Consider the following 23,919-nt stretch of genomic DNA (forward strand, 5'->3'; position numbering starts at 1 on the left):
GGGTCAAGCGCCCCTTTCTATGTCAATTCGGGCCTATTTTTTGCTTTATTTACCATCTAATAGAATAACAATAGAGGTCATCTATGTCGCTCCTTACATCCAAATCCCTGAAATTTGAATGCCATCATTGCGATAAAATTTATCTCCAGCACTACAAAGATCAACAGCATCGTTATCCGCACTGTCCAGACTGCCAACAGGCCGGTTTATTAGTTGGACTGGCCGAAGCAGGCGACCTGCTCCGACATCCGATTGAATTTGCATCTTCTTATGTCAAACAGACATTGCATAAGCTAGGCAAATCACACTAGTCAAGCCTAGCAGCAATCCTAGAGTACTTGCAGGTTTGAGCCGCTCTTTAAAGAATACCAGACCTGCTATCACACCAAATACCACCACCAGAATATTCATGCCGGCAAAGACGATCGCCGGTGAATCCTTGAGCAGCATATGGGCTTTGACATAGAAAGCAATATTGGCAAAATTCAGGATACCCAATAACAGACCAGCGCCGATATTCTGCATCGAGCCCAAGCTTTTATATTTGAGTAACAGATAGCCCATCGAAATGATCAGAGCGCAAACAAACATCAGATTCAGCGCCACCGCGAATTGCAGGCCAAGACTGGTTGTATATTTCAACAATACATCTATCAGTGCATAACCGACCCAGACTAAGCCCAGATATAACATTCCCTGACTGCCCTGTCCTGTACTTTGTCGATGTGAAAACAGGATGCACAGCACTGCGCCAATACCTAAAGCGATCCCGAGTATTTTCAGCTGATTAAACTGTTCCTGAAAAATAAAATAGGCCGCAGCCAGTGACAAGACTACAGAAAGTCGCTGGGCAATTTCGGTTTTTAAAATCCCAGCCGTTTGCAAAGCCTTGGCCAGAAGCAGGAATACACTCGGAAGCAAAATACCCAAAGCCAGAATAAGCAACCAAGGCGTCTGAGACATTGAAATATGTTGAATATCAGGTTGGAACCAGAAAAAACATAAGAGACTGGCTGTCATATAGTTCCAGTTAATCATGTGTATCGGACTCAAGCCCTTATTTTTGGCGACTTTTAATAATATTGAGACCGCAACGCTGCATAGCGCTGCTGCGAAAATCAGTTCCATATGCTGCTCTTATTCTTGATATTTATGAGTCTACAAAAAAGCCCACATTTGCAGTGGGCTTTTTTTATAAATGATTCACTGGGAATTATTTATAGTGTGACACCATTTTCTCTAAAGAAATTGGGCGAATCTTGTCTGCATTACCTGCAGTACCGAAAGCTTCGTAACGATCGATACAGATTTGCTTCATTGCATCTACAGTTGCGCTGAAGAATTTACGTGGATCGAATTCGCTTGGTTTTTCTGCCATCATACGACGCATTGCACCGGTAGATGCTAAACGCAAGTCAGTATCGATGTTGATCTTGCGCACGCCGTGTTTGATCGCTTCAACCAGCTGCTCAACCGGAACACCGTAAGTTTCCTTGATGTCGCCGCCATACTGGTTAATCACTGCCAACCATTCTTGTGGCACAGAGCTTGAACCGTGCATGACAAGATGCGTATTTGGAAGTGCTGCGTGAATTTCTTTAATGCGGTCAATCGCAAGAATATCACCTGTAGGTGGACGCGTGAACTTGTACGCACCGTGTGAAGTACCTACTGCAATTGCAAGCGCATCAACATTGGTATCAGTAACGAAGCTACGTGCTTCTTCAACTGAAGTCAGGAGTTGAGAATGATCCAGTACGCCTTCTGCGCCTACGCCATCTTCTTCACCCGCCATACCTGTTTCAAGGCTACCCAAACAACCGATTTCACCTTCAACAGATACGCCACACGCATGTGCCATTTGAACTGTACGGCGAGTCACATCAACGTTATATTCATATGAAGTTGGTGTTTTACCATCTTCACCCAGTGAACCGTCCATCATCACTGATGAAAAGCCTAACTGGATTGAACGTTGGCAAATGTCAGGGCTGGTACCGTGGTCTTGATGCATTACCACTGGAATATGTGGCCATTCTTCAATTGCAGCCAAAATCAGGTGACGCAAGAACGGAGCGCCTGCATATTTACGCGCACCCGCAGATGCTTGTACGATAACAGGCGAATTGGTTGCATCTGCTGCAAGCATAATTGCACGCATTTGTTCTAAGTTGTTTACGTTAAATGCTGGTACGCCGTAAGCATGTTCGCCGGCGTGATCCAAGAGCTGGCGCAATGAAATAAGAGCCATAATATCCTCCCAGTGAATGCCACATATTCTACATGTTCAAAGGTTTCAATTCAGCAACAAATAACACTATTTAAAAAAAATCCCTGCATTTGCAGGGATTTTGTGTCACATCAACCAGATTAAGGTGCTACAGGCTCTGAAGTCGCAGCAACTGATTCGTCCGCAGTCGCTTCATCGGCTGGAACATTGGCAATTTCAGCCGGGATATCGGTATTTTTTTCATCTAGAATTGGCTGGTCAATAGCGTCAATGGCGGCTTGCTGTTCTGGAGTTACAGCCTGATCCGCCACTGCTGCCGAGCTTTCTGCTTCAGCTTCTGGTGCACTTTCCTGTTTTGCACATGCAGTCAGTGCCAGAGATGCTGCTAATAATACTGCCGTAGTTAACTGTTTTTTCATCACGTATTCTCGTCATTTGATGATTTAATGACTGCATCTTATGACAGATTTATTGCATTTTAATGACGAAGCCATGAAGGGTAAGTTTTCACTGTCAAAAAAATGACATAAAAAAAAGCTAGCACTTGGCCAGCTTTTTAGCTTAGGACATTCCATTAAGCACGTTCTAACAATACCGCAACTGCAGGAAGGGTTTTACCTTCAACGAATTCAAGGAATGCACCGCCACCCGTCGAGATATAACCAATTTTGTCAGCCACTTCATATTTATCAATCGCAGCAAGTGTATCCCCACCGCCCGCAATCGAAAAACCTTCCGATTCAGCAATTGCTAAAGATAAAGTTTTAGTCCCTTCACCGAATTGATCTACTTCAAATACGCCGACCGGGCCATTCCAAAGAATGGTTTTAGAGGTTTTCAGGATTTCTGCAAATGCTTTCGCAGTTTCTGGACCTACATCTAGGATCATGTCGTTGTCAGCAACATCTGCAACGTTTTTCACCGTCGCTTTCGCAGCAGCCAATGAACCCAAGAAATCTTCAAAGTTAATTTCAGAGGCATCTGTAACGACTACGTCAGTTGGAAGTGGAACTGATACTTTTGCAGCAATGGCTTTTGCTGTATCGATTAGATCCTTTTCACACAGTGATTTGCCCACGTTATAGCCTGCCGCAGCAAGGAAAGTGTTGGCAATACCGCCACCAACGATCAATTGATCACAGATATCAGAAAGTGAGGTCAAAACGTCAAGTTTGGTTGAAACTTTAGAACCTGCAACAATCGCCACCATTGGTTTTTCTGGAGTTTTCAGTGCACGGCCAAGCGCATCCAGTTCAGCTGCCAATAAAGGACCTGCTGCTGCAACTTTCGCTAAACGCGCTACACCTTCAGTAGAGGCTTCTGCACGGTGCGCTGTACCAAAGGCATCCATTACAAATACATCACACAGCGCTGCATATTTTGCTGCAAGTTCAGGATTGTTTTTCTTCTCGCCGACGTTAAAACGACAGTTTTCAAGCAGAACGACCTGACCTGGCTGAACATCAACGCCATCTAAATAGTCAGTAAACAGTTTTACTTCTTGGCCCAAAGCTTCAGTCAAGTAAGCCGCTACAGGAGCAAGTGACTGTTCAGCTTTAGGCTCACCTTCAACCGGACGACCCAGATGAGAATACACCATGACTGCAGCGCCTTTTTCTAGTGCTGCTTTAATCGTTGGCAATGCTGCACGAAGACGCGCATCGCTGGTGATCACACCATTTTTAACAGGAACGTTTAAATCTTCACGGATCAGAACACGTTTACCTGCTAAATCGAGGTCAGTCATACGCTGAAAGTTCATGTAGAGCTCACTTTATAGATATTAAAACCAGGCGATTTTAAATGATTATGCAGAAAAAGGTTAGCATCTTTTGCAGAAAACATTATGAATGCCAAAGTTTTGTTATGATAGAAAAAAGCCTCTTTTAGATTCAGTCCCTATGTCGATACATCCTGATCCAAATCTTAACCGTTTGAACGTGTTAGGTGAGCCTTTGTCCAGCTGTTGCTTCGATCCGATTACCGGATATTTCCGCAATGGCTTTTGCCATACTGCGACCACCGATCTGGGCCAGCATACGGTTTGCGCGCAAATGACCTCAGAATTTCTGAATTTTTCTCAAAAAGTCGGTAATGACCTGATTACGCCTTTGCCCGAACTGGATTTCCCGGGCCTGCAACCTGGCGATTTCTGGTGTATCTGCGTAACGCGCTGGGTCGAAGCCTATGAAGCGGGTCAAGCTCCACCGATCAAGCTACAAGCCTGTCACAAAGCTGTTCTGGCTTATGTACCGTTAAATATTCTTGAGGAATATGCTGTCTAATGAATTCTGCACAGATTATCTTGGCATCGTCCAGTCAAACCCGCAAAGCGCTGATGGATCGTCTGCATATTAATTATATTTCCATGGTACCGGATATTGATGAATCTCCTCGCGGGGAAAATCACGCAGATGATCTGGCACAACGACTGGCTTTTGAGAAAGCCAGATATATTGCTGAACAAAATCCAGAAGCGATTGTGATCGGCTCAGATCAGGTGGCATGGCGTGAAGGTGCGCCGGATATTTTTATTGGTAAACCGTTAACGACTGAAAAGGCCATTCGCCAGCTACAAGCCAACTCGGACAAGATTGTCTATTTTAGTACTGCGCTCAGTGTGCAGCAGCTATCGACCGGTTTTGAACAAAGTCTGGTTGAACACTATAAAGTCAAGTTCCGCAAACTGTCTCAGGTCGAAATCGAGCGTTATGTCGAAATTGAACAACCTTTGCATTGTGCAGGCAGTTTCAAATGTGAAAGCCTCGGTATCAGCTTGTTTGAAGAAATGATCGGACAAGATCAGACCACGCTGATGGGCATGCCAATGATCAAGCTCTGTCATATTCTTCGTGAATTAAAAATTTTGGTTCCTTAATCTCTCCCTTAAATTCAGGCTGTACTCTATGTCTCAACCTTTAGACGTATTAGGCGGTATTACCGCTGAACAATTCCTTAGCGAATACTGGCAAAAGAAACCTTTATTGGTGCGTAATGCGATGCCTGAAATCGTCAGTTTGCTTGAACCCAATGATGTGATGGAACTTGCGCTCGAAGAACATGTCACTGCCCGTCTCATCAAGCAGAAAGATCGTGATCCGAATCAGTGGAGCGTGAAATCTTCACCTTTGCTCAAGGCAGATTTCCAGAAAATGCCAAAACTCTGGACACTTTTGGTTCAGGCTGTAGATCACTATTCATTTGACCTGTCGGCGCTTTGGAAAAAATTCCCGTTTATTCCACAATGGCGTCGCGATGACATTATGGTGTCTTATGCTCCACAAGGCGGTTCAGTCGGCAAACATTTCGACTTCTATGATGTATTTCTGGTACAAGGCCATGGCCACCGTCGCTGGCAGCTTGGGCAAATGTGTGATGCCGAAACGGCATTCGTTCCAGGTCAACCACTTAAATTATTACCTGAAATAGAAGTGAACTTTGATGAAGTCCTGGCACCTGGCGACTTGCTCTATGTACCGCCCGGTCTAGCTCACTACGGCGTAGCTGAAGATGACTGCCTGACTTATTCATTCGGTTTCCGTATGCCAAATGTCAGTGACATGATGGATCGTGTCGGGGATAAATTCTCTGAAAATGAAACGCTGCGTAACCCATTGCTGGATATCATCCGTGATCAAGTCGGTGCCATTGGCGAAGTCAGCAGCAATGAGCTGGAATATCTGAAAGAACACATCATGCAGCAACTGCATAATTCCAATGTTCTCGAAGATGCCATCATGAGCTTGATGTCCGAACCTAAATATCCTGAAAACCTGCCTGAAGCAGAAGAAATCGGTACAGGTGATCTGGAAGAAGCACTTGATCAGGGTTATAGCCTGATGCTCGAACCTGCGTCACGCCTACTCTATACTGAAACAGACGGCGATGTTTTGTTCTGGGCTAATGGTGAAGGTGTGTGCATCTCTGAGGCATTCACTGCAAAACTCAAACAGCTTGCAGATGGTGAAGCGTTGTTATTCGGTGAAGACTTCGCTGATGAAGAAATTCTGGAAGATGTTGCGGCATTATTAAATGAAGCCGTGTTAATGCTGGTTCCACCTGCTGACGACGAGTAAGCTTTCCAAGGCTCTATTTAAGCAATAATTTTAAGAGGATCACATGATCCTCTTTTTATTTTCTACTAAAATTCTAGTTACTTAAGGCTGATACAGCTCTAATACAACACGAATCAGCGTATCTCCTTGTTCAGATTCAATCTGGAACAATCCTCCCATGCGCTCAACCCGCATTTTCATGCTGCGCATTCCAATACTCAGACCATTTTTTTGCACCATGTCAGCATCGAAACCGATGCCATTATCCTGAATGCTTAAAGTAAGCTGATGTGGCTGGGAATATTCCAGACTGACTTTTACCTGACTGGCCTGACTATGCTTAATGATATTGGTCAGACTTTCTTCGACTACTCGGATCAAGGTCAAACACTGTAATGCCGTCGGTTCACGCTGCCAGACTTTTGGAAATGACCATTCAACTACAATCCCCATTTCTTCCATCAGCTGGGTAAAACGATAACGTACCGGTGCGATCCAGAGTACCGGCGTTTGTGGGACTTTATTTTCAATAGATGAACCACTGTCAATAATTTGTCTGAGATCATCTCTGAGCAGTTTCAGCATGGAAAGAAACTGCTGTTTAGAAACTGTTTCGCTACTTTGATCCACCAGAATCATGGAACGGACAATAGACCCTCCCAACCCGTCATGCAGTTCATGTGACAGATTAATCCGCTCTTGCAGACGAACATTCGTCAGCTCCAATTGATGTTTATCGCTCAGGCTTTTATTCAGGTCAGCACTGACCTGCTGGACTTTACGTTCTAACTGGGTATTAAATTTTTCGATTTTCCTGACATTACGATTCAGGCGTGTGCCCATAATCAGCACGACAAACAAGGTAATAATTGGTGAGGTATAGGGAGATAAAGGTGAAAATTCATTGATCTTGGTTTGGTTCAACATGATCAGGTCGATGACTACACACAGCAGAATTCCCCAGAGACACAGCATCAGGAAGAGATATTCTCCATTTCGGGTTTTGATGGCCTGATAGCTGATATACACAGTACAACTGACAAAGAGCAATACATAGATGATAAACACTCCACCCAGTACCTGCTCCAAATAATCCAAAGGACTGATCATCACCAGTAGGCTGGACAGAATGCTGACCAGAATAAATCCTCGCTCCAACTGCTTAAATTTCTGTTTTACAAAGCGGATCAAATACAGACAAAAACAATGGATATAGGCAATGAAAAAAAGCATATTGGCTTTAGCTGCCGAAATCGTGGAGCGAAATGGAAAATTTTCTGTCGTCAAAACATTGGAAATAAACAGAATCCACAACAGTGAACTGAGTGCCAGCCAGCCAAAAGTGGTTTCTGAACGCCGGAATAACCAGATAATGAAACAGATCAGCCCAATCGTGGCAGAGAAAATCATATTGATCTGAAATACAGTCCGACGATCCCAGATTTTGCCTAGATACTGCTGGCTATTCACCAGCACATTATTAAATTGAATTTTGCCCAGGCCCGCGCTTTGGAAACTGTAGCCATTTACATAAATCAGGATTTCATTACTGTCTTTACGCAAACCGCTAATCGGGAAAACCCAGTAACGCGGCATATTCCAGCTTTTCGATAAGGGCTCTTGCAAGTTCCGGTCAGACCAAAGCAAGTCACCATTCAGGAATACGGCACCTGCCGAATTAATATAATCAATGGAAAAGGCAACCGGTTCTGCAAGGCGAATATTGTCCTGGCATGACCAACGCCAGACAATCTTGTACCAGGCACCCCCATGATAATTCTTCCAGTTGTTCTGCCAGTTATCCGGCAAACGCACGCTTTGCCAGCCTGATGTCGGCATCTCGGTAGGACCCTGAGCTTGAACCTTCTGAATATAGTCGATCTTCACCTGACAAAGATCATTAATCTGAAAATGGCTTTGCGCCTGACTCATCCTACAGAACAGACAGAGCCAGCTGCACAGGATTAAAATAGCAATCCATTTCAGTCGCTGCTGCTTGCTACTTCTGGAACAGCCAGATGACATTACAGAATTCCCAAGTACCGTGCGGTACTGACTGCCTTAGTACGTTTACTGACCGAAAGTTTCCGGTAAATATGCTTGATATGACTTTCGACGGTATAGCGCGACACATAGAGCTGCTCGGCAATTTCACGATTACTCAGACCTTGCGCAACCAAGGACAGGATTTCCTGCTCACGCTGTGTCAGCATTTCCTGATCTGCAGCTGACCTGTTTTGCTCTATTGTTGCTGAAATGGTGGGAATAGAAATCTGTTTTAAAATTTCACGAGCAACAAAGGGATCAATCGGTGCACCGCCACGCAAAATACTGCGAATAGCCAAGGCGACTTCCACATCATCGCGCTCTTTAAGCACATAACCGGTCGCACCAGCCTGAATTGCGCTAAACAGACTATCCTGTGTACTCCAGGCAGACACCACTAGAATCAGCGCTTGTGCGTCCTGTTCGCGGATTTTTTCAATAATTGAAATGCCACTTCCATCCGGTAAACCCAAATCTACTAAGGCCAGTGCAATCGGCTGTTGCTGCAAAACGGCATATGCTTCTTTCACCGTATTGGCAAATAACAGAACGTCATCCTGATAACCTAGATTGCTTAATATGATTTTTAAACGGCGCTGGATGACATATTCATCTTCAACGATTAATACTGGTACTGGCAAGACTGCCTCCGATGCTGTCATAAGCACGCCCCTTATATTTATTTTTATATATCCCCTTTAAGATTAAAATATAAACAAAATCACACTAAAAATCATGATTTATTTATTTTTTATTATCTGAAGTTTTAAGCAGCGAGAAACGCTTACGCCCGTTTTCCATATCATAGACATAAAAAATGCCATCTGTTTAGCAGATGGCAGTTCAAGATAGAAAATCTTTTGAAGTTATACGAGCTGTCTACTTTAAGCAGTACCGTATTGCTGTTTTAAATATTTCACAATCTCAGCCGATTCAAACATTTTGGTATCTGTATTTGGATCGACCAGATAGGGAAGCTGAATATTATTTCCCATCATTTCAAACAAATGTTCACGCTTACCGCCTGGTAGTGGTTCATATTTTCCCGGTTTTAAACGCAATTTGGCCGGTCCATAATCTTGCCAGCGCTCTTTAGCGACATTATGAAAAACAAACGGCACTTCCAGTTCACTCAAAACGGCGCGTACAATTCGGGTATAAGGACTGGCCTCAAAGCCCCATAATTCTAATAACAGTTCAGGTGTTGGCCGATCCTTAATCTTGGGATTCACCATTCCGCCGCGTAAACCATTGAGGACGGTTCCCGCAATTGCAGCCACTGGAATTTTAGGATAGTGAGCATATTTCTTGGGAGTTTTGCCGGTTTTGCCATAATGCTTGAACAGATGATCGATAATATCCTGAGACTCATAGAGTCGATCACCGGTATTTTCATCAACTAAAAAAGGAAATTGCAGTTTTCCACCCAATTGCTGCACCTCAGGACGGAAATGAGTACCCCCTCGTGGACATGGATAAACTTCATAATCCAGATTTAGCAAGGTCATGACTTCACGCACCCGACGACAAAATGGTGAACCCTCGTATTCATAGAGCTTCAAGGCTTTTTCAGGCTGATTTGGAAACGGTGTACCCACCATCCCACGTCCACCTTCAGCGATTGAAGAGGCCAAAGCTTGTACAACTTTAATTTGATGACTCAACATAGTATTTTCCTATTTTTGTTTTATATGAGTGAAAGACAGAATCTAAGCATCCTGTCTTTCAGGGTACAGATGAGTTTTGTTGTTATTCTTGCATGCAGAAATGCAGATTCCGGCCGATTAAGCCACTAAAGCTGTTTTAGACACCACAATACCATTATTGTCTGCATAGACATACTCGCCTGCATTAAACGTGACACCACCAAAACAGAGAGAGATATCAACTTCACCTACACCCTTGCGATTGCTCTTTTGTGGAATAGCCGCCAATGCATACACACCAAGATCAAGTTCAGCAATTGCATCGACATCACGGACGCAACCGTAAATAATCACGCCATTCCAGTGATTATTTACCGCTGATTCTGCAATCAGGTCACCCATCAAGGCACAGCGCATCGATGCACCGCCATCTACGACCAAAACCTTGCCTGTTCCATCTGTGGCCAATAACTCTTTCACCCGCGAGTTATCTTCAAAACATTTTACTGTCACAATCTGACCGCCAAAGGTTTTGCGCGCCCCATAACTCTTGAAAAATTTACCGTCCAGGCAAGGTGTCACTACCTGAAGCTCTAGTTCTGGATGATCATCTAACAAGTCACAGGTGACAAATGCTGCTGTAGACACGGTGTTTTCCCCTCATTTCATTTTTTGTATGCGTAAATTATCATAAATTTCAAATTTTACCGTCTGAGTTAGCGCGGCCTCGACCATAGTATGAGCCAGCTGATCGGCTGTCACTGGCTTATAGGCAAAACTATCTGGAATAAAACGCGATACTTTGTGGTAAACCTGCTGCGCGATATCTTCCAAAAAACGCTGCTCTGGACGTTCACCAATGAGCAATGAAGGTCGAATCAAACTGATTCTGTCCAAGGACAATGTTTGTATATATTCTTCCAGTTCACCTTTGACCCGATTATAGTAAAAATGCGATTGGGAATCGGCACCCATTGCGCTTAGCAAAAGATAATGGGCTGAGGTTTGCTGTAACAGCTCTGCAAAGTGAGCATTTATGGTATAGTCAATACTATAAAATGCCTGTTTGGATCCGGCTTTTTTCATGGTGCTGCCCAGGCAGCTAAAACCATGGCTATGCTTGCTGACATCCTGATCATTCAACATCAGGAAATCTTCCAGTACCAGTTGTTGAACTTTATCCAAAGCATCCAGATCATTTTGATGTTTTCTGACCACTGCAGTAATCTGCTGGCAAGTCGGCTCATCTTGCAAACGTTTTATCAGTTGTTTTCCCACCAAGCCGGTGGCACCTATCACGATGGGATGAGTCAGTGATTTAGTCATTTTTTATACGATCTCCTAGGTGGAATACTAATCTAACGTTTTCTTTAGAATTTTTCTGCATCTAAAATGTTGTCAAAGCATGTCAAGACTTGACTTCGGTGCTTAGTTTAATCAAAATATGGCACTTGTTTACGGGCTGGTGATAATTCCTCTGATGTTGGTTTTCAGTTGAGTTTCAGCCCGCCCAGACCAATCTATTTCAAGGAGTGCACGAGTGGCAAACTCTGCTCAAGCTAAAAAACGTGCTCGTCAAAACGTTAAAGCACGCAAACACAACGCAAGCTTGCGTTCTATGGTTCGTACCTATCTTAAACGTACATTAGCTGCTATCAGCACTAATGACTATGCTGTTGCTACTGAAGCGTACAAATCGCTTGTTCCAGTAATCGACCGTATGGCTGACAAAGGCATCATCCATAAAAACAAAGCAGCTCGTCATAAGAGCCGCTTGAACGCGCAAGTTAAAGCACTAGCTTCTAACTAATCGCAAATGAAAAAAGCCCTTTTTAGGGCTTTTTTTGTGTCTGGAATTTGAAGAAACTAAAAAATATAATGACTCATTCAGAAAAATAATTTGTTTAGACAGCACTCATCCAGTCAATGCGATACTGTTAGATAAAAACCTGAATCTCCCTCTCTTTTAGATTATTGATCTTTATCCATAGAGGATGGCGAAGTGGTTTTATCCTGTTTCGTATTGTCAGTGTCCCGCTTTTGACATGCGGTTAAACCCAAAATCGCGATCAGGCTAAAAATTGTGATAACTTTCATAATTTTCCTCAAGATGAATATTTCTATATTTATTAAGCATAGATAATTTTTATACTTACATTATTGAATTTTCACCCTATAAATGTAAAAGGTGCAGTTTAAAATTTATTTTTATCGTTTTAGCCTGAACTTTATTGAATGATCAATATGAAACGCCCCACCATCTTTATAATTTCTAACTCCCCAATAAAAAACTCAATTGCTGTGAACAATTGAGTTTTGAATAGATCAATTTAATTTAAGAAAGTTGGGAACGTTTAAAATCAGCAATATCCAGTTCATGTACCTGACCGCGCCAGATCCATTTCAGTTTGGACTCCAAAAACACATCACCTTCAAACCAGACAAACAGACCTTCCATCATTTTTGGCCAGTCTTCCCGACTGACGTCTTGACGCCCTGACATCACTGCAATCATCGCTGCGAGAATAGTATCGTGGCTGACAGCCAAACTCAGCCCATATTTATTTTGTGGATGGGTGTTGTAAATCAGTTCCAGTACATCCACCACGCCATGAATCGGCTGTTTCATCCCAGGCAAGGCATTATTGACAAAACTGTTAATAAAACCGAGTGCACCCTGCTTGGCAAAATAAGGCCCAGCTTTTTGAATATCCAGCACAAAGCTGCCAGGCTCCATCAGAAGTCCCTGTTCAATAATTTCAATACGATGGGTATTCTGCTCAGGGGTAACCGCATCTGCCCCTTCAATCATCAATGCAGCGGTATCAATACAACGCTGGATCGGACTTGAAATACAGTGATGAATCACACGATCAGTTTGATCAGCCAGATAAGCACCCCATTCCTGCGCCAGATCCCGCCCCTGATTGGTCAGTTGCAGATCATAGCCTGCCAAACCCTGCCCCGGAACATCTTCACGAATCGAATGCCGTGTAAATAAGGTGACAGGCGTCTGTACATCGGGCAATAAATCAATTGCACTCAACATACTCGGTGGAAGCAGTTTCAGGGACACGTTACAGCCAACTCTGGATTGGTAATAGGTTAAGCACCACTATAACACGCTCAGAATTTTGCTCAATGCTCGGCCTGCATGTCAGAAACCGCCTGCAATGCAATAATTTTCATATCATTATTCTTATAAGCAATGAATCCGCCATTCAGTAAGGTATCCCGATGATTATAAATAAATGGACGGCCTTCTAAATCGACCAGACCACCACCAATCCGTTCGAGCATACATTGACCAGCGCTGGTATCCCATTCCGAGGTCGGATGAAAACGTGGATAGATATCCACCTGATCTTCCAGCATCATGCAAAATTTATAAGCGCTGCCCGCTTTAAATTCAGTGTAGTCCGTGAGCTTGGCCAAACTTTGTAAATATTCGAGATATTTCGGTTTCTGCTGGCTACTTTGGCTCAACCCTACAGCAATCATTTTAGATGTCGAAGACATTGCATAAGCAAACCATGTTCTAGTTTGAATATCATATTTATAAGGCAAGCCCTGCTCAGGACAGAAATAAATCAGTTGCTGCTCTGGAACCGCCAATATGGCAAAAGTGGTCAAACTGCCTCTGACCAGACTCAAATTAATGGTAAATTCGGGGCGCTGGTGCAAAAACTCTTTAGTGCCATCTAACGGATCCAGTAACCAGAATTCTGACCATGAGCGGCGTTCATGTTCCTGTCCTTCTTCAGACAGTAAAGGCAAGCTGGAAATCTCTGCCAAAGCTTGGGTCAGATAAGTATTAACCCGAAAATCTGCCTGAGTCACCGGAGAATTATCATTTTTTTTGATGACATCAAAAGCTGCACCAGAACAATAACGCTGATATTCTTCTCGCAAAATTTCACAGGCTTGTGTCAAAATGGGCACAAACTGCAAAATCATTGGATCTTGTGGTGCTGCTGTTGCTTTAAACATAGAAAACCTAAATATGTCAAAATGCTCTGAAAAACCTACCATAATTTTCGATATGGATGGCACTTTACTTGATCTTGCCTACGATGATTTCATCTGGAACAAGTTATTGCCTGTGCGTTATGCTGCCACACATGGCTGTAGCCTGGAACACAGCCAGGCAACACTCTATGCATTCTATCAGGAACATAATCATACCTTAAACTGGTACTCTTCACGCTTTTGGACGGCTAAAGTCGAAGTCGATGTTCTGGCGATGCAAATTGAACATAAAGATAAAGTTGCCTTACGCCCTCATTGTCTCGAATTGCTGGATTATCTTAAAAATAATGGCTACCCGATCTGGCTGGCCACCAATGCTGACTGTGCTGGCTTGGCCTTTAAACTGGATCACTTGAATTTAAGGGATTATTTCGATGTGATTGTCAGTTCAGAAACGATTGGGCATGCCAAAGAATTTATTGAATTCTGGCAAGGCCTGAATGAACTGCATCCATTTGATCCGGAAAATGCTTATTTTATTGATGATACTGAAAAAGTCCTGAATGGGGCCCAAGCCTATGGTATTCAGAACCTGTTCAGCATCCAGCAGCCCTCTTCAGCCAAAGTAGCACGTCAGACTTGTAATTACCCGATGCTGCACCAATTAACAGATTTAATCACTCATTTAAATCAGGCTGAGGTAGAAAAGAAATATGCGTAAATCGTCTTTACCCGAAGATGCGGTAGGCATGCGTATAGACAAATGGCTGTGGGCAGCACGGTTTTTTAAAACCCGCTCGATTGCCAAACATGCGATTGAAGGTGGCAAAGTCCATCACAATGGTGAACGTGTCAAGGTATCGCGCGAAGTCCGTGTTGGTATGGAACTGACGATTCAGCAAGGCATCGACAAAAAAACCGTGCTGGTTAAGGAACTTTCTGATGTTCGTGGACCTGCACCCGTGGCACAAAAACTGTATGAAGAAACGGAAGTCAGTATTGCGCGCCGGGAATTGATTACGTCACAAAGAAAGTTGCATAATCTAGCTCGTCCTGACCATCGTCCAAGCAAGAAAGATCGTCGGGATATCAGTAAATTTAAAAATGAAAATAGTCAGAGTTTTGATCAGTCATGGTCGTATAATGACGATTAAATTCAAGCGTCAGAATGTGTCGTACATGCGCTGACATTTATAGAACACTAGGGAAAATTCTGTCACTATACGCCTGTGGAACAAAGCTCTAATTTAAGACATCCACTTGAGTACTAACTTAGTGACATCGTATTGAGGTTGTAAGATGGATGAGAATAAAAACAAGGCGCTCAATGCTGCCTTAAGCCAGATTGAAAAACAGTTTGGTAAAAATACAGTAATGCGTCTTGGTGACAATACCGTTCAGGCAGTTGAAGCTGTATCTACAGGTTCTTTAACGCTGGATATTGCACTCGGTATTGGTGGTTTGCCAAAAGGTCGTATCGTCGAGATCTATGGTCCTGAATCTTCAGGTAAAACCACAATGACATTGCAAGCCATTGCAGAGTGTCAGAAAGCAGGCGGTACATGTGCATTTATCGATGCCGAGCATGCGCTTGATCCTCAATATGCACGCAAACTGGGCGTAGATATCGACAATTTACTGGTATCGCAACCCGATCACGGTGAACAGGCGCTTGAAATTGCAGACATGCTGGTGCGTTCTGGCGCTATCGACATGATCGTTGTCGACTCTGTTGCTGCATTGACACCACGTGCCGAAATTGAAGGCGAAATGGGTGACTCGCATATGGGTCTGCAAGCCCGTTTGATGAGCCAGGCATTACGTAAAATTACTGGTAATGCCAAACGCTCAAACTGTATGGTGATCTTCATTAACCAGATTCGTATGAAGATTGGCGTGATGTTCGGTAGCCCGGAAACCACGACTGGTGGTAACGCACTGAAATTCTATGCATCTGTACGTCTGGATATTCGCCGTATTGGACAAGTGAAAGAAGGTGACGAGATTGTTGGTTCTGAAACCAAAGTCAAAGTTGTGAAAAACAAAATGGCGCCTCCATTTAAAGAAGCTTTATTCCAGATTCTGTACGGTAAAGGCGTGAACCATCTGGGTGAATTGATCGATCTTGCTGTACAGCAAGAAATCGTGCAGAAAGCCGGTGCGTGGTATTCTTATCAAGGCGACAAAATTGGCCAAGGTAAGAACAATACCATCCGTTATCTGGAAGAGCATAAAGAAATGGCTCAGACCATTGAAAAGCTGCTTCGAGAGCAACTGCTTACCAAAGCTGTCATCACCGAAGAAGATGATAAAGAAGAAGCAGATCTTTTAGATGCCTAATCTATTATCTGCCTAGTCTTTAAACATCACGACACAGCGCCCTACGGGGCGTTTTGTTATGATGGAGGAATCATAAAATGCGAGAGAAAGATGTCAGAGGCAAAATTCAGCAAACTGCTCGATTATGAAACTTTAAAACAGCAATTTGGCGATGCTGACGATCAATCGACCCAGCACAATACCGCAAAACCAGCACCGGCTTTCGATCCGGAAGAGCGCCTGTTTGATACTTCTAGTGATGAAAAGAAAAAACCGGGCTTAACTGGCTCCCGTTTGCGTTCTTATGCCTTTGCCGTACTGACCCGCAAGGAATATGCCAAAGCCGAACTGATCGAGAAACTGTGCCTGTATGCAGAAGATCGTGATGAAGTTATTAATCTGGTTGACGAACTGTCCCGTGAGAACTATCAAAGTGATCAGCGCGTAGCGGAAACTATGTTGTCGAGCCAAAAGCGTAAAGGTAAAGGCCCCAATCAAATTAAAATGAAACTCAAGAGCAAAAAGATTGATGCCGCGCTTATTTCGGAAGAACTTAAAGAAACCGACTGGGTACAGCAGGCTTATGAACTGAAAGTCAAAAAATATGGGACTGAAGCTACCAAAGACCCGAAGCTCAAAGCCAAACAGATCCGTTTTCTAATGTATCGTGGTTTTGAAATGGATGCGATTATCAAAGCGATTAACCGTAAAGCAGAAGATTAATTCTTATCTTCTTTGAAAGTCTTAATGCACGTATAAGCGTATTGGATATTTAATTCAATATTAGCTGCAAAATAAAATAAAGCACGACATAAAATAATGACGATTTAATTATTAAAACAATAAGATAATGCTATTTGACGACATTGAAAAAGGAATGATATTTGAGAATAGAAAACTGCGAATTTGCATTGTTATTATAATAAGAATATGGTGGCAACCCTACCAGCAAAGCTCCGGCACATCATAGTTCTATTACCGTTGCTACCTTCCGGTCCTGGCGGGGTTCATAGAGTACAATTGCGAAGTAACCAGCAGGGCTACCATTACAAAAACAGAGTATAGAGATTTTTAATCAAGTTGCAAGTCTTGTTTCCCAAAATAATCCTTCAAGCTATCCGTTTGATTATTTTAAAAACAATATTGATATTTCTGCTGATTTTTAAGAGATCTTCACAATCAATCCATCAACACTCAGATTCACATGATCTTTGTAAAACCTTGTTGCATTTTCTAAAAATGCCGTTTTTAATGTGTGCAATGTATATGAATGATCTACTTTGAAAAGATGAGCAGCGGATCCGCATCTCACAAAGAATTATGGAAATTTTATGATGTTTAAAAAGATCGTATTGTGTGCAGTGACAGCGCTCTTTACCACGCCTCTATTTGCCAATATTCCGATTGAAGCGCGTGGCTTGAGCCAAGCTACGAATCAAACCACAGTAAATACCCCAGCGGCAATTACGGCGGGCGCAACTCCAGCCGTTCAAACCAATACCAGCTGGCAAATCATGCAAAAGAACCAGCAGCTCGAGAATGACCTGCGGATTTTGCGCGGTAAAATGGAAGAACAGGAAAATGAGATTGAACGACTCAAAAATGAACTGACCAATCGCTATGCCGATCTCGACCAGCGCCTTGAACTATTACAACAAAAAATTGAACCTGCTGAAGACAATCCAACGGAGGAAAACCCACAGGATACTGCACCCAGCCTAGACGCAAATAAGGTCAATACAGCAAGCAGCGGACAGCAACCTGCTGAGCTAGAAAAGGCAGCTTACACCGTGGCTTTAGATGCTTATAAAAATGGCGGTGCAGCCAAAGCCATTGCACCCATGCAAAACTTTATTAAAAACAATCCGAATAGCGTTTATATCAGCAATGCCTATTTCTGGTTAGCGGAATTCAATCTGGCAATTGACCCACCAAAATTTGATGAAGCCAAACGTAATTATCTGATTGTCGTTGATCGCTATCCAAATTCTACGAAAGCCTCCACTGCCCTGTATCAGCTTTATAACATCAGCAAAGATGTTGAAAAGAATGCTACGCTTGCTTCGCAATACAAAACAAAGCTATTGAAGAATTATCCGAAAGCTGAGGAAATTAAATTTCTTAAGTAAAATAGAAATTCCCAAAATAAAAAAGACACCATAGGGTGTCTTTTTTATTTTCTTAAACTTTTAGCGCACAATGCCGCGCTTCGACTGTTCAAGAGAATCAATGAGACGCTGTACTTCAGCCACTTCAGGCAAAATTCCTGTACGGATCTGCTCGATTGCTTCCTGAGTCGTTAAACCTGATTTATAAATCAGTTTAAAGGCATCACGTAAACCGCTGATTACGGTCTTTGACCAGCCTTTACGACGCATACCTTCAATGTTCATAGCAAATGCATGCGCAGGATTACCTGAAACCATTACATAGGCCGGTACATCTTTCAGAATCAGTGATGCCCCACCAATCATGCTATAAGAATCAATCTTACAGAACTGATGAATGCCCGAGTTTCCGCCAATGACGACGTAGTCCCCGACATGGACATGTCCAGCCACACCGACGTTATTAGCAAAGATATTATAATCTCCGACCATACAGTCATGTGCAATATGCGTATTCACCATGAGCAGGTTATGACTACCGATCTTGGTCAGGCTCTGGTCCTGAACCGTGCCACGATGCAGACTGCAATGCTCACGAATCTTGTTGTGATCGCCAATCTCAAGCCAGGTTTCTTCACCGGCATACTTAAGATCCTGACACACCTCACCTACACTGGCGAACTGGAAAATTTCATTATATTCACCTATACGCGTATAGCCACCCACCACCACGTGTGAATGAAGTTTGCTACCCGCACCAATAGTGACATTTGGCCCGATAATACAATATGGGCCAATTTCTACATCCGCAGCAATGACTGCTGATGGGTCAATAATGGCAGTTGGATGAATAAGGGGATTATTGCTCATGCCTGCTCGACTTTTTGATGCGAAACCATAATTTCCGCGGTTGTTGCGACGACGCCATCTACAGTGGCAATACAATTATATTTGTAAATGCCCCGCTTTTGCATCACTAATTCAGATTTTAAAACCAATTGGTCACCTGCAACCACCTGTTTTTTAAATCTAACTTTTTCCGCACCGGCAAACAGGAACAAAGAACCTTCACTTGGTACTTCGTTATTCATCACAAAACCCAGAATTCCAGAGATTTGTGCCAGTGCCTCAACAATCAGTACACCTGGCATAATTGGATAATTCGGAAAATGGCCTTGTAAAAACTCTTCATTAATTGAGACGTTTTTATAACCAACAATGCCATTATCGGTAATTTCGACGACGCGATCAACCAATAAAAATGGATAGCGATGGGGCAAATATTCACGAATCTTTTGAATATTCATTGGCAATTCAGGCTTCGTGAATGTAGGCAAATTCGACTCTGTCATCATAATTATTTACGCAACTTAAATGTTGATTCAATGGACTCAATCTGAGATTGCATATGATCTAGTCGTTTGATCACCTGGGTCAATGGCACATCTGCTAATTGTCTGAGGCGAACCACGGTACGTTTCCATTTCTGGTTTTCAAACAGACCAATCCCGGATGAATATTTTCCAGCTTCAGAAATATTATTTGTCACCATTGACATTCCGGTCAACGTCACATTATCGGCAATATTCAAGTGTCCAGAAATCGCAGAGGCTCCACCAATGATACAGTTTTTGCCAATTGAAACACTTCCTGCAACGGCAGTTTTTGCAGCAATTGCGGTATGTGCACCAATTTTAACGTTATGCGCGATTTGCACAAGATTATCAATAATAACACCCTGTTGCAAAATCGTATCATCCAGCGCACCACGGTCTACGCTACAATTTGACCCAATACGCACATCATCTTCAATGCGTACAGAACCTAATTGCGCAATACGGTGCCATTTCCCTTGATAAGGTGCAAAACCAAACCCTTCGCTGCCAATCACGCTATTGGCATGAATACGTACCCGATTACCAATTTTTGCTGCGCCGGTGAGGGTCACATGTGAGTCAATAAAACAGTCCTGACCGATCTCGACATCATCATCGATCTGCACATGCGCCTGAACAATCGTATTCGCACCCACGACACAATGCTCACCAATCACCACATAATGACCAATATAAGCATCGTCCGCAATCACTGCCGACGGGTGAATTTGAGCAGTACTCTCAATGCCGCGCTGGCGATGTTTTTTCTCAAAGACATGCGTCAGAATCGCGAAAGCCAGATAGGGATTTGCCACAACAATAAAGTTTTGATGTGAAGTTATCTGTTGTTTTAGTTCAGCCGTGACAATTAAAGCACCTGCCTGACTTTGATTGGCCTGCTCTACATATTTATCGGCATTCACAAATGCCAGATCGTGTGAAGTTGCCTGTTCAAGACTGGCCAAAGCACTCAAACGTAAATCTGTCTGACCTATGCACTCGCCCTGAACCAGGCGAGCGAGATCAGCTAACTGAAGCTGTTGATGATTCATTGATTATTTAATTGCATTAACCTTTTGAATCATTTTATCAGTTAAATCATATTTAGCATCATAAGCAAGCGCTGAATTTTTATTTAAAACCACATCCAGGTTGTTTTCTCTACGCAATTGTTCAGCAATTTGCTTTACACGTGCATCAAATACAATTCGGATCTGCTGAATCGAGCTTTGAACATTCGTCTGTACAGATTGTTGTAACTGATTTAATTCTTGAAGCTTAGTCTGATATTGCGCAGACATTTTCTGTTTTTCAGTCTCACTGAGCTTGGTATTGGATTGAGCACGTTGCTGCAAAGCTTCCAGCTCTTTGCTGAGTTGCTCAATTTTGGTGGTTTGTGGCTGAATTTTTTGCTGAAACGCCGTGTTTTGTTGTTTCAGATAAGTACTACCTTCAACCACACGCTCCAAGTCAATTATCCCCATACTGGCCGCTTGAGTTAAAGGTGCAACACTTGCCAAAGCCAGGCTCATTGCCATCATCATTTTTTTCATATTCTTACTCATTCAAAAAAATTTGCTCACAAAACCTGAAGGCTTTATGAGCAAAATTTAGTTTCTAGGTCAAACCGATTTTAGAAAGTACGTCCAATTTCGAACTGGATGTTTTTAGTATCATCACCATCTTTTTTATTCAACGGATAAGCATAGCTAAGTGATAATGGGCCAATCATGGTGATCCAGGTGAAACCAGCACCCACGCTATAACGCATATTATCTGCATCAAAACCGAAGTTATCTTTACAGTACTGCTTTCCATTTACTGAAGTGCCATTAACGAAAATATTTTCATTTGATACATCACACTGGGTATCAAACACTTGCGCACCTTCCGCAAAGATAACCGGACGAACCTGACGTGCCCAATCCCCTTTAAATGGTACCGGAAGTACTAGTTCGGTACCAAATTGAACCAGTGCATTACCACCCACTTCTTCAGGAGACGGATCAGTTTGGCTAATATCAGAGAAATATACACCCGGATATTTAGGCCCCAATGTACTGTTTTCATAACCACGAACTGAGCCAAAACCACCGGCATAGAAATTCTTGTAGAATGGCAGGTCATTACCATAACCCAACTTACCATAACCACGCAGAACAAAATCCTTGCCTAATGGGAAGAATGCCTGAGCATCATAAGTGACTTTTTGATACTCCACATCACTGCCTGGCAATGCAATTTCACCATTGATTCGATGTGACATACCATTTGTAGGGAACATTGGGCGGTTTAAAGTATTATATGACCAGCCTAAGTTCAGGTTATAGGTAAAAAACTCACCTTTAAATTCTTGACCATAGGTGGTTGTATTAACTGGATTACCATTTTCATCAACACAATTACCTGTCAGTGTCTCAATTTGAGCCGGGCAATATTCACCGCTTCGTGTCTCTTTACCACCATTGCGTTCTAGATAATCCGCAACATAAGTAGAAACATAAGGCCCAGTGGTTACATCCGTCTGATCAATATTCAGGCCTAGGCTAACACTTTGGTTTTCGTCAATTGGATAACCAAAGTTAATCCCACCACCAAAACTGTCCGTTACATAGTTGTTGACGTTATAGTCATCATCCAGCTTGGTTTTACGGTAGTACATGTTATAGCCGCGACGCACACCATCAATGGTGAAGTACGGGTCCATCACACTCAAGTTATAGTAATCTTGCGTTTCAGAACGCGACAAATCGATTGAAACACTATTACCTGTACCCAGGAAGTTAGTCTGGCTTAAACCTGCCTGGAAAGTTACACCACCGCTTTGCGAGAAACCAACTGCAAGAGTACTGGTCCCTGAATGCTGCTCTTCAACGGCAACATTCAAGTCCACCTGATCTGGCGCACCCGGAATACGTGCAGGTTTGATATCGACAGTTTTAAAGAACCCGGTACGTTCCAGACGGACCTTAGACAAGTCAATTTTTTCATTACTGGCAAGCGCACCTTCCATTTGGCGCATTTCACGACGTAATACTTCATCTGCAGTTTTCGTATTCCCAGTGAAATTAATACGTCTTACCGTAACTTGCTGACCTGGGTTAATATAGTAATTTAGATCAACCAGTTTGGTTTCGTTGTTAATTTGAGGAACGATGTTGACTTCTGCATAGTAATAACCTGCATTACCATACTTACGCTGCAATAACTGCTTAACCGCGTTAACTTTTTCCTGCGAATAAATTTCGCCTTCTTTGAAGATTTGTAAAGCCTGTAATTCTTCAGTCTTATAAAGCACATCACCTAAATATTTGGTTTGACCAAATTTAAATTGCTCGCCTTCATCCACAGAAACTTCGATAAAAACATTCTTTTTATCTTCACTTAAGTTCAGGCTGGAATTGGTAATATTAAAGTTGATATAACCGCGATTTAGATACATGGCACGCAAAGCTTCCAGGCTTGCCGCCATCTTTTCACGTGCATAACGGTCATTACGCGAAATGACCGAACTCCAGCCACTTTCTTTTACGGCAAAAGCCTGCTTAATATCAGACTCTTTAAATACAGTATTCCCGATAATATTGATATCGAAAACTTTGGCCGCTTTACCTTCAATAAAATCAATCAGCAATTCAACACGGTTATTTGGTCGAGGCGTCGTGGTGACCGTAATATCGGCATCATAACGACCTTGCTGCATGTATTGCTGTTCAAGTTCAGTTTCAATGGTTTGCAGTGCTGATTTTTTCAACACTTCACCTTCAGCCAGACCCATTTTTTTCAGGCCTTCTTCAAGTGCCTCCTTAGGAATCAGCTTATTGCCTTTCAATTCGATTTTCGAAATGACCGGGCGTTCAACCACTTGGAAAACCAAAGTATTGCCCTGCTGAACGGCTTTAATGTCATCAAACAGGCCTGATGCATACATGCTACGAATTGCATTGGCAATGATTGGATCATTGACCCGATCACCACTGTTAATTGGCACTAGGCCATACACATTGTCAGGAGTTAAACGTACTAATCCATCAAATTTTATATCTTGTACAATGAATTCATCTGCTGCATATACTTGTTGTGCTACTGCCATTGCACTAACGAGTGCCAGAGGCATAAATAAATGTGTGTGCTGCATGCCAGTCTTTTCCGCTGTTAATTTATTCCATT

At 42.8% G+C, this 23,919-nt stretch carries 27 protein-coding genes and 1 other RNA gene; 10 read left to right on the top strand and 18 right to left on the bottom strand.

The window, feature by feature from the left end:
- Positions 1-83: 83 nt before the first annotated feature.
- Positions 84-311: a hypothetical protein gene (locus ACIG3F_RS09250; RefSeq protein ID WP_085064664.1), complete on the top strand. Its 228-nt coding sequence runs from the start codon at positions 84-86 to the stop codon at positions 309-311.
- Here ACIG3F_RS09250 and ACIG3F_RS09255 read toward each other — a convergent pair.
- From ACIG3F_RS09255 to ACIG3F_RS09270, 4 genes are all read right to left on the bottom strand, one after another.
- The gene (locus ACIG3F_RS09255; protein ID WP_085064665.1) at positions 274-1,128 is read right to left on the bottom strand and encodes an EamA family transporter; all 855 of its coding nucleotides are present in this window, start codon (positions 1,126-1,128) and stop codon (positions 274-276) included. The two genes, ACIG3F_RS09250 and ACIG3F_RS09255, sit on opposite strands and share 38 nt — an antisense overlap.
- An 85-nt stretch (positions 1,129-1,213) precedes the next feature.
- A complete protein-coding gene (fba, locus tag ACIG3F_RS09260) occupies positions 1,214-2,251 on the bottom strand; it encodes a class II fructose-bisphosphate aldolase (RefSeq protein ID WP_311203460.1) in 1,038 nt (345 codons plus the stop codon).
- 119 nt (positions 2,252-2,370) lie between these two features.
- On the bottom strand, positions 2,371-2,649 hold the full coding sequence (locus ACIG3F_RS09265) for a hypothetical protein (protein ID WP_396469882.1): 279 nt from the start codon (positions 2,647-2,649) through the stop codon (positions 2,371-2,373).
- 155 nt (positions 2,650-2,804) lie between these two features.
- Positions 2,805-3,992, bottom strand: a complete 1,188-nt coding sequence (locus ACIG3F_RS09270; RefSeq protein ID WP_071852145.1) for a phosphoglycerate kinase — start codon at positions 3,990-3,992, stop codon at positions 2,805-2,807.
- Positions 3,993-4,131: 139 nt separating this feature from the next.
- Here ACIG3F_RS09270 and ACIG3F_RS09275 point away from each other — a divergent pair, with 139 nt between their 5' ends.
- The 3 genes from ACIG3F_RS09275 to ACIG3F_RS09285 are packed head-to-tail and all read left to right on the top strand — an operon-like array spanning position 4,132 to position 6,306.
- A complete protein-coding gene (locus tag ACIG3F_RS09275) occupies positions 4,132-4,515 on the top strand; it encodes a DUF2237 family protein (RefSeq protein WP_004279857.1) in 384 nt (127 codons plus the stop codon).
- Positions 4,515-5,108, top strand: coding sequence for a nucleoside triphosphate pyrophosphatase (locus tag ACIG3F_RS09280; RefSeq protein ID WP_004279859.1), 594 nt, complete (start codon positions 4,515-4,517; stop codon positions 5,106-5,108). Before ACIG3F_RS09275 ends, ACIG3F_RS09280 begins: the two co-directional genes overlap by 1 nt.
- Before the next feature lie 28 nt (positions 5,109-5,136).
- A complete protein-coding gene (locus ACIG3F_RS09285; protein ID WP_396469883.1) occupies positions 5,137-6,306 on the top strand; it encodes a JmjC domain-containing protein in 1,170 nt (389 codons plus the stop codon).
- Positions 6,307-6,387: 81 nt separating this feature from the next.
- On the opposite strand, the gene ACIG3F_RS09290 is transcribed toward ACIG3F_RS09285, so the two are convergent.
- The 5 genes from ACIG3F_RS09290 to ACIG3F_RS09310 all read right to left on the bottom strand — a co-directional run bounded on the left by ACIG3F_RS09290 (position 6,388) and on the right by ACIG3F_RS09310 (position 11,303).
- A complete protein-coding gene (locus ACIG3F_RS09290; protein ID WP_396469884.1) occupies positions 6,388-8,310 on the bottom strand; it encodes an ATP-binding protein in 1,923 nt (640 codons plus the stop codon).
- Entirely contained in the window at positions 8,310-8,993 is a 684-nt protein-coding gene (locus ACIG3F_RS09295; protein ID WP_247143557.1) for a response regulator transcription factor, read from the bottom strand. The genes ACIG3F_RS09290 and ACIG3F_RS09295 overlap by 1 nt, the downstream gene beginning before the upstream one ends.
- A gap of 222 nt (positions 8,994-9,215) precedes the next feature.
- A complete protein-coding gene (locus ACIG3F_RS09300; RefSeq protein ID WP_004646733.1) occupies positions 9,216-9,998 on the bottom strand; it encodes a glutathione S-transferase N-terminal domain-containing protein in 783 nt (260 codons plus the stop codon).
- Between the two features lie 117 nt (positions 9,999-10,115).
- Positions 10,116-10,625, bottom strand: a complete 510-nt coding sequence (rraA, locus tag ACIG3F_RS09305) for a ribonuclease E activity regulator RraA (RefSeq protein ID WP_396469885.1) — start codon at positions 10,623-10,625, stop codon at positions 10,116-10,118.
- 12 nt (positions 10,626-10,637) lie between these two features.
- Positions 10,638-11,303 carry an NAD(P)H-binding protein gene (locus ACIG3F_RS09310; RefSeq protein ID WP_071852150.1) on the bottom strand — a complete coding sequence of 222 codons (666 nt, stop codon included), beginning with the start codon at positions 11,301-11,303 and terminating at the stop codon, positions 10,638-10,640.
- 214 nt (positions 11,304-11,517) lie between these two features.
- On the opposite strand from ACIG3F_RS09310, the gene rpsT reads away from it, so the two are divergent.
- Positions 11,518-11,787 carry a 30S ribosomal protein S20 gene (gene rpsT, locus ACIG3F_RS09315; protein WP_004279868.1) on the top strand — a complete coding sequence of 90 codons (270 nt, stop codon included), beginning with the start codon at positions 11,518-11,520 and terminating at the stop codon, positions 11,785-11,787.
- Positions 11,788-11,948: 161 nt separating this feature from the next.
- On the opposite strand, the gene ACIG3F_RS09320 is transcribed toward rpsT, so the two are convergent.
- From ACIG3F_RS09320 to ACIG3F_RS09330, 3 genes are all read right to left on the bottom strand, one after another.
- Positions 11,949-12,074 carry a hypothetical protein gene (locus ACIG3F_RS09320; RefSeq protein ID WP_004646731.1) on the bottom strand — a complete coding sequence of 42 codons (126 nt, stop codon included), beginning with the start codon at positions 12,072-12,074 and terminating at the stop codon, positions 11,949-11,951.
- Positions 12,075-12,312: 238 nt separating this feature from the next.
- The gene (locus tag ACIG3F_RS09325; protein ID WP_071852151.1) at positions 12,313-13,053 is read right to left on the bottom strand and encodes a histidine phosphatase family protein; all 741 of its coding nucleotides are present in this window, start codon (positions 13,051-13,053) and stop codon (positions 12,313-12,315) included.
- A 62-nt stretch (positions 13,054-13,115) separates the two neighbouring features.
- Positions 13,116-13,967 carry a 3'(2'),5'-bisphosphate nucleotidase CysQ gene (locus ACIG3F_RS09330; protein WP_004646729.1) on the bottom strand — a complete coding sequence of 284 codons (852 nt, stop codon included), beginning with the start codon at positions 13,965-13,967 and terminating at the stop codon, positions 13,116-13,118.
- A 13-nt stretch (positions 13,968-13,980) separates the two neighbouring features.
- On the opposite strand from ACIG3F_RS09330, the gene ACIG3F_RS09335 reads away from it, so the two are divergent.
- From ACIG3F_RS09335 to ACIG3F_RS09350, 4 genes are all read left to right on the top strand, one after another.
- On the top strand, positions 13,981-14,667 hold the full coding sequence (locus ACIG3F_RS09335) for an HAD-IA family hydrolase (protein WP_071852152.1): 687 nt from the start codon (positions 13,981-13,983) through the stop codon (positions 14,665-14,667).
- A complete protein-coding gene (locus ACIG3F_RS09340) occupies positions 14,660-15,100 on the top strand; it encodes an RNA-binding S4 domain-containing protein (protein ID WP_005096718.1) in 441 nt (146 codons plus the stop codon). The genes ACIG3F_RS09335 and ACIG3F_RS09340 overlap by 8 nt, the downstream gene beginning before the upstream one ends.
- A gap of 145 nt (positions 15,101-15,245) precedes the next feature.
- Positions 15,246-16,286, top strand: a complete 1,041-nt coding sequence (gene recA, locus ACIG3F_RS09345; protein WP_071852153.1) for a recombinase RecA — start codon at positions 15,246-15,248, stop codon at positions 16,284-16,286.
- Between the two features lie 90 nt (positions 16,287-16,376).
- A complete protein-coding gene (locus ACIG3F_RS09350; protein WP_253147021.1) occupies positions 16,377-16,988 on the top strand; it encodes a regulatory protein RecX in 612 nt (203 codons plus the stop codon).
- Positions 16,989-17,205: 217 nt separating this feature from the next.
- On the opposite strand, the gene ffs is transcribed toward ACIG3F_RS09350, so the two are convergent.
- Positions 17,206-17,302: signal recognition particle sRNA small type (ffs, locus tag ACIG3F_RS09355), an RNA gene on the bottom strand.
- Between the two features lie 294 nt (positions 17,303-17,596).
- Between ffs and ACIG3F_RS09360 the strand changes: the two genes are divergently transcribed.
- Entirely contained in the window at positions 17,597-18,394 is a 798-nt protein-coding gene (locus tag ACIG3F_RS09360; protein ID WP_253147022.1) for a YbgF trimerization domain-containing protein, read from the top strand.
- A gap of 60 nt (positions 18,395-18,454) precedes the next feature.
- On the opposite strand, the gene lpxA is transcribed toward ACIG3F_RS09360, so the two are convergent.
- The 5 genes from lpxA to bamA all read right to left on the bottom strand — a co-directional run bounded on the left by lpxA (position 18,455) and on the right by bamA (position 23,887).
- Positions 18,455-19,243, bottom strand: a complete 789-nt coding sequence (gene lpxA / locus ACIG3F_RS09365; RefSeq protein ID WP_004279876.1) for an acyl-ACP--UDP-N-acetylglucosamine O-acyltransferase — start codon at positions 19,241-19,243, stop codon at positions 18,455-18,457.
- The gene (gene fabZ, locus ACIG3F_RS09370; RefSeq protein WP_026055766.1) at positions 19,240-19,725 is read right to left on the bottom strand and encodes a 3-hydroxyacyl-ACP dehydratase FabZ; all 486 of its coding nucleotides are present in this window, start codon (positions 19,723-19,725) and stop codon (positions 19,240-19,242) included. The genes lpxA and fabZ overlap by 4 nt, the downstream gene beginning before the upstream one ends.
- A 5-nt stretch (positions 19,726-19,730) precedes the next feature.
- Positions 19,731-20,801 (bottom strand): UDP-3-O-(3-hydroxymyristoyl)glucosamine N-acyltransferase, encoded by a 1,071-nt coding sequence (gene lpxD, locus ACIG3F_RS09375; RefSeq protein ID WP_005266607.1) that lies wholly within the window; start codon positions 20,799-20,801, stop codon positions 19,731-19,733.
- 3 nt (positions 20,802-20,804) lie between these two features.
- Positions 20,805-21,302 carry an OmpH family outer membrane protein gene (locus ACIG3F_RS09380; RefSeq protein WP_253099452.1) on the bottom strand — a complete coding sequence of 166 codons (498 nt, stop codon included), beginning with the start codon at positions 21,300-21,302 and terminating at the stop codon, positions 20,805-20,807.
- 80 nt (positions 21,303-21,382) lie between these two features.
- A complete protein-coding gene (gene bamA / locus ACIG3F_RS09385) occupies positions 21,383-23,887 on the bottom strand; it encodes an outer membrane protein assembly factor BamA (RefSeq protein WP_396469888.1) in 2,505 nt (834 codons plus the stop codon).
- Positions 23,888-23,919: the final 32 nt, after the last annotated feature.

This window comes from Acinetobacter sp. NPDC052428 (genome assembly GCF_044547685.1).
Taxonomy (GTDB): Bacteria; Pseudomonadota; Gammaproteobacteria; order Pseudomonadales; family Moraxellaceae; genus Acinetobacter; species Acinetobacter lwoffii_G.

Bases quoted from the DNA above. Each gene is read 5' to 3' on its own strand.
- ACIG3F_RS09330 (WP_004646729.1), bottom strand. From the start codon at position 13,967: ATGTTTAAAGCAACAGCAGCACCACAAGATCCAATGATTTTGCAGTTT.
- ACIG3F_RS09350 (WP_253147021.1), top strand. From the start codon at position 16,377: ATGTCAGAGGCAAAATTCAGCAAACTGCTCGATTATGAAACTTTAAAA.
- ACIG3F_RS09285 (WP_396469883.1), top strand. From the start codon at position 5,137: ATGTCTCAACCTTTAGACGTATTAGGCGGTATTACCGCTGAACAATTC.
- fabZ (WP_026055766.1), bottom strand. From the start codon at position 19,725: ATGACAGAGTCGAATTTGCCTACATTCACGAAGCCTGAATTGCCAATG.
- ACIG3F_RS09280 (WP_004279859.1), top strand. From the start codon at position 4,515: ATGAATTCTGCACAGATTATCTTGGCATCGTCCAGTCAAACCCGCAAA.
- bamA (WP_396469888.1), bottom strand. From the start codon at position 23,887: ATGCAGCACACACATTTATTTATGCCTCTGGCACTCGTTAGTGCAATG.
- ACIG3F_RS09290 (WP_396469884.1), bottom strand. From the start codon at position 8,310: ATGTCATCTGGCTGTTCCAGAAGTAGCAAGCAGCAGCGACTGAAATGG.
- lpxA (WP_004279876.1), bottom strand. From the start codon at position 19,243: ATGAGCAATAATCCCCTTATTCATCCAACTGCCATTATTGACCCATCA.
- lpxD (WP_005266607.1), bottom strand. From the start codon at position 20,801: ATGAATCATCAACAGCTTCAGTTAGCTGATCTCGCTCGCCTGGTTCAG.
- fba (WP_311203460.1), bottom strand. From the start codon at position 2,251: ATGGCTCTTATTTCATTGCGCCAGCTCTTGGATCACGCCGGCGAACAT.
- recA (WP_071852153.1), top strand. From the start codon at position 15,246: ATGGATGAGAATAAAAACAAGGCGCTCAATGCTGCCTTAAGCCAGATT.
- ACIG3F_RS09320 (WP_004646731.1), bottom strand. From the start codon at position 12,074: ATGAAAGTTATCACAATTTTTAGCCTGATCGCGATTTTGGGTTTAACC.
- ACIG3F_RS09310 (WP_071852150.1), bottom strand. From the start codon at position 11,303: ATGACTAAATCACTGACTCATCCCATCGTGATAGGTGCCACCGGCTTG.
- ACIG3F_RS09295 (WP_247143557.1), bottom strand. From the start codon at position 8,993: ATGACAGCATCGGAGGCAGTCTTGCCAGTACCAGTATTAATCGTTGAA.
- ACIG3F_RS09270 (WP_071852145.1), bottom strand. From the start codon at position 3,992: ATGAACTTTCAGCGTATGACTGACCTCGATTTAGCAGGTAAACGTGTT.
- ACIG3F_RS09250 (WP_085064664.1), top strand. From the start codon at position 84: ATGTCGCTCCTTACATCCAAATCCCTGAAATTTGAATGCCATCATTGC.
- ACIG3F_RS09335 (WP_071852152.1), top strand. From the start codon at position 13,981: ATGTCAAAATGCTCTGAAAAACCTACCATAATTTTCGATATGGATGGC.
- ACIG3F_RS09340 (WP_005096718.1), top strand. From the start codon at position 14,660: ATGCGTAAATCGTCTTTACCCGAAGATGCGGTAGGCATGCGTATAGAC.
- ACIG3F_RS09380 (WP_253099452.1), bottom strand. From the start codon at position 21,302: ATGAAAAAAATGATGATGGCAATGAGCCTGGCTTTGGCAAGTGTTGCA.
- ACIG3F_RS09360 (WP_253147022.1), top strand. From the start codon at position 17,597: ATGATGTTTAAAAAGATCGTATTGTGTGCAGTGACAGCGCTCTTTACC.
- ACIG3F_RS09255 (WP_085064665.1), bottom strand. From the start codon at position 1,128: ATGGAACTGATTTTCGCAGCAGCGCTATGCAGCGTTGCGGTCTCAATA.
- ACIG3F_RS09265 (WP_396469882.1), bottom strand. From the start codon at position 2,649: ATGAAAAAACAGTTAACTACGGCAGTATTATTAGCAGCATCTCTGGCA.
- ACIG3F_RS09275 (WP_004279857.1), top strand. From the start codon at position 4,132: ATGTCGATACATCCTGATCCAAATCTTAACCGTTTGAACGTGTTAGGT.
- ACIG3F_RS09300 (WP_004646733.1), bottom strand. From the start codon at position 9,998: ATGTTGAGTCATCAAATTAAAGTTGTACAAGCTTTGGCCTCTTCAATC.